Origin of the sequence: Nostoc sp. FACHB-888, from assembly GCF_014696655.1 — a bacterium.
Classification (GTDB): domain Bacteria; phylum Cyanobacteriota; class Cyanobacteriia; order Cyanobacteriales; family Nostocaceae; genus Nostoc.
The window spans coordinates 1-3,963 of record NZ_JACJQM010000300.1; the positions used below are offsets into that span (position 1 = coordinate 1).

General features: G+C 41.0%; 3 protein-coding genes and 2 pseudogenes. All 5 read right to left on the reverse strand.

Features of this window, described 5'->3' with window-relative positions:
• Nucleotides 1-1,081: helix-turn-helix domain-containing protein (locus tag H6G26_RS39565; RefSeq protein WP_190737342.1), on the reverse strand; the 1,081-nt coding region annotated here is incomplete at its 3' end.
• A gap of 62 nt (nucleotides 1,082-1,143) precedes the next feature.
• Nucleotides 1,144-1,686: pseudogene (locus H6G26_RS39570) on the reverse strand (alpha-ketoglutarate-dependent dioxygenase AlkB); the annotation flags it as partial.
• Between the two features lie 41 nt (nucleotides 1,687-1,727).
• Nucleotides 1,728-2,848 (reverse strand): annotated as a pseudogene (locus H6G26_RS39575) (IS630 family transposase).
• A gap of 82 nt (nucleotides 2,849-2,930) precedes the next feature.
• The gene (locus H6G26_RS39580) at nucleotides 2,931-3,440 is read right to left on the reverse strand and encodes a hypothetical protein (RefSeq protein WP_242054345.1); all 510 of its coding nucleotides are present in this window, start codon (nucleotides 3,438-3,440) and stop codon (nucleotides 2,931-2,933) included.
• 137 nt (nucleotides 3,441-3,577) lie between these two features.
• Complete coding sequence (locus H6G26_RS39585; protein ID WP_242054346.1) at nucleotides 3,578-3,829, reverse strand: hypothetical protein; 252 nt, start codon at nucleotides 3,827-3,829, stop codon at nucleotides 3,578-3,580.
• Nucleotides 3,830-3,963: the final 134 nt, after the last annotated feature.

Genomic DNA, 3,963 nt, shown 5'->3' on the forward strand with positions numbered 1-3,963 from the left:
TTAGTTTGTTTAACCTCATAAATTTCAATTGATGATGTATAAAAAAATATCTTAAATCAAGTGATGTGAATTGATTTTTTATTGTTTGTGAGAAATTCGCGTTGATGACAGTGGGGATTTTCTCTTGCCAAGATTCACGCTCACTCCACTTAGCCCTCTGTTTTGCGATCAACTCCACCAGTCGGCGATCGCAGGTTTGGTAAATCTTGTCCCTGGTAGCGGTACGCCAGGGGAAACGCCAACCACGCATTTTGATTTCTGTCCTGTACACGGCTGGTAACGAGTCAGTTGCCATGATGCTTGGGTCTACTAAAACCATGTCAACCAAGTCTTCAATTGACTGAAATTTTGGTTTTTTAAGATTGTTCGATTGTTCGTTTTTATCGAACGACCCCGCCGCAATAGTTGATCCTCTTGAGGGGTTATCGGTTTGTTGCGAAGAATCGGAATTTTTTGACAAGGAAACGGGTAATTGTGGGGTTGGTTCTTCTGGGGTTGATTCTTCTAATCTTGGTTTTTCTGGAGTTGGTTTTTTAAAGTTTAGTTGTTCAGTTTCACACACACACGATTCTTGGGCGGGAAGTGCGTTCTGAGTTGGGGGTGCTTCTTGTATGTGTTTTTCTTCTAATTTATTTTCTTCTAATTGTTTTTCTATATGAGGGGTGGATGACCCACCTATGGATGACCCACCTATGGATGACCCACCTATGGACGATCCACCTATGGATGACCCACTTACGGATGACTCACCTATGGATGAATGATTTTCTCGAAATAACTTTGTGTCTTCTTTGCTGGTAAAAATGTAATATTGCCAGTCAAACTTACCATTGTTCGGATTGTTCTCTTGAACTCTCACTAAATATTCATTTTGTTCAGCGTTTTTGATAGCATTACGGATTTTGTCTCGTTTGTACCCCAAATGTTTTTCGATTACCGTAAAATTAATATCAAAGTTTTCATCGTGAGAAGCTACCCAAGAAATTAACCTAAATGTTGAATCAGTAACGTTGTGATCACGAATTAAACTGTTGGGAATTGCAGTAAACTGTTTAGAGGGTTTACCATTACGAAATCCCATAGAATCCTCCTTGAATATTAATAATATTGGATATAAACCTCAGCAATAGCGATAACTTGAGGTCATCTTTTACCCCCAACATGCGGTCGAAAAGTTAGATTAATCCGAGTGCCAACCACTTTGTTCGTCTTCGGAACTTGATGCAGATGAGTACTCTGACAGCCTGGAAGCATCACCAGCAGACTCCCATGCTCCAGCCAGAAGTCAGTCGGTTTACCCCCGATGGGCTTGATTTGGAATTTACGAACCGAACCCAGACTGATTGATGCGATCGCGGGATTTAGCCCCATCGAAGCTTCACTGTCGTTGTGCCAGCCGATTGAATCGATACCACTGCGATACTGGTTGCCGATGACAATGCGGAAGCTGTAGCCAGTAGCAGTAGTAATCCTATCTCGCAGTTGGGCTAGTAATGAAGTCCAAGGCAGTGGTTTAAGTAGTACGCTCTTGGAGTAGAGGTAATCACAGCCTTCATCGCCATAAATGCACTCTAGGCGCGGAACAGGCATCGTTTTACCCAGCATTCTGATTGTGTTTTGCTGCCATTGCAGTTCTTGGCAATGTTGGTAGAGTTCGTCGGCTTCCAGCTTGGTGAGGAAGTCTGGATAATAACTGACTGGTAAAACTGTGGTAAGCTAATCGGCATTTAAGCTGCAATATAACTGAAATTACCTTTGTTTTTGATTTTCCGATGCCACTTAATGACTAACTCGCCTTGATTCAACAGCTTATCTAGTAGTGATTTTAATTCATCTACTGATTTAAATAAGCGATGAGCAATATATTCTTTACATGAGTGCCAGACTAACTCAATAATATTGTAATCAGGGCTGTAAGCAGGTAAGAACTCTAAAACAAAGTTTGGGAATTCTTCAGATATTTTAGCTAAAATATCTTTGCGTTTATGAAAACTAGCATTATCTAAAATTAAAATAATCTTCGGACCATATTTCGCAAAATCTTCAAAACGGTAACATTACTTACCCATTCTTGCTTGATTAATTCATTTAATTGTCGTAATTGCTCATAAAAAATATCTGCGTTCCCTTTTTTAACGAAAAAACACACACGTTTTCGATCTAATTCTCTGATTGCTCCCATCACATTAACCCGACCACAACGCCGTTGCCCTGGAACATTTTTACGTTTTCCTTTTTTACCCCAATTCTTCCGGCGAATCACACGCAAACTAAAACCACTCTCGTCCCAAAACCATACCTGTAAACGCTCTGGCTGTTCTCGTGCTATTGATAAATATTGAGTAAGTTTTTCTTTGAACTTTGCTCTATCTATGGGGTCTTGTTTATCTTCTAGCCCATATTTAGACCAAATGTAACTATACTTTTTTCGTTTTAATATCCTTCTCACCTGAGAACTACTTAAATCAATACCTGTTTTTTCGGTTAAATATGTAGCTAATCTTTCTGCTGTCCATTTCCCAAATTCATAACCTAAATCTGATGGTTCCTGGTCAACCGTTTTTAATAATAGTTCAATATATTCAGGAGTAGCTTTTCCATAATGCCCGTACTCTCTTTTATTGTGCAGGGTTTCTAAATTGTCTGGATCTCCATGCATACACCAATATGCCACTGTTCTAGGCGAACAGCCTAAAAATTTAGCAATTTCGTGTTGCGGCTTCCCATCATTTTGCAGAAGAATAATTAAAATTCTTTCCCTGACGTGTGGTTGGTCGCTCTCTTTTAAAGCTTGCTGTAGCTTGCCGACTTGTTCCGGCATTAAAAAGTCTTTGGCTGGTGGCGGCATAGTTACTTTTACAGTATTTCATCTTCTTATTATGCAACTTTAGCGCCGATTAGCTTAGGTTCATCAAAAAGCGACATCTGTTTCATAATTCTCCTTTGGCGATCGCCCGTACAATCTCAAAAGCCTGTTCTTGTGAAATGGCCTGCTCAGGGTTCTTGTAAAACCCAGCGATCGCTGACTTGGGACGGATAATAATTTGCTGCCCTGTTGCGCGTTTGTCCCATACAAAGCACGAGATAGTAACGTTATCGGTAGCCCAACGAGTACCCCGTTTGTCTTTCCGAAAGCAGAAGCGCGGCAGAATCAGTACAAGTGACGGCGGGTGCTGCTGTAAGAAATCTGCACGATCATCACAGGGTTCGAGAAAGCTGGTAAGTAAAAAAGCAGCGACACCCACACGCGCTTTCTGGTAGGCATTTTTGATGATTGGTGCAGCAAATTCCGCGTATGGCGGATTGGTACAGATCCAATCGCACGCTGGAAACTCGTTCCAGGATTCGCATAGTGTTGCATCCAAATGGTAATCAGCCGCTTTATGTGGATCAATATCGTTCGTCCACATTTGCTTGGTGTATGGCCAGGGCAAACGCATCTAAATTACTCTTGATCGCAATGAAGGTTAAGAACCAACGAAAAAATAAGGATTTCGCGTTTGATTATTTTTTAAGCCCCAAACCGATCGCTTAAAATTTTTGCAATAAGTAAAGGTTAATGACATTATTTTTAACTCTATTGAGAATAAAGCTTGCTTATTGACATGATGCGGCCGCCCTGGGTGTATGGCCAGGCTTGAAGTAAAGATGCGATCGCCCCCATCCCCACACAAGGCTCACCAATGACACCAGATAACGGAACATGGCGCAGTAATTCCGTAGTAAACCATGAAGGAGACTCGTAAAAGTTTAGAGGATGCCTACCAACAGTTTCTCCTGTAGATTTAAGAGAGTACGGTTGTAGTGTCAGTAGTTGTACAACAGTCATAAACTCTCTCCCGCTTGTTTGACAATCTTGGCACTGATTGATTCAAAATCCACTTGAAAAATGTTCATATCAGTCAGCATCTCGCCACTGTTATAGCGGTCTACAATATGCTGCCTAATACCTGATTCTGAAAG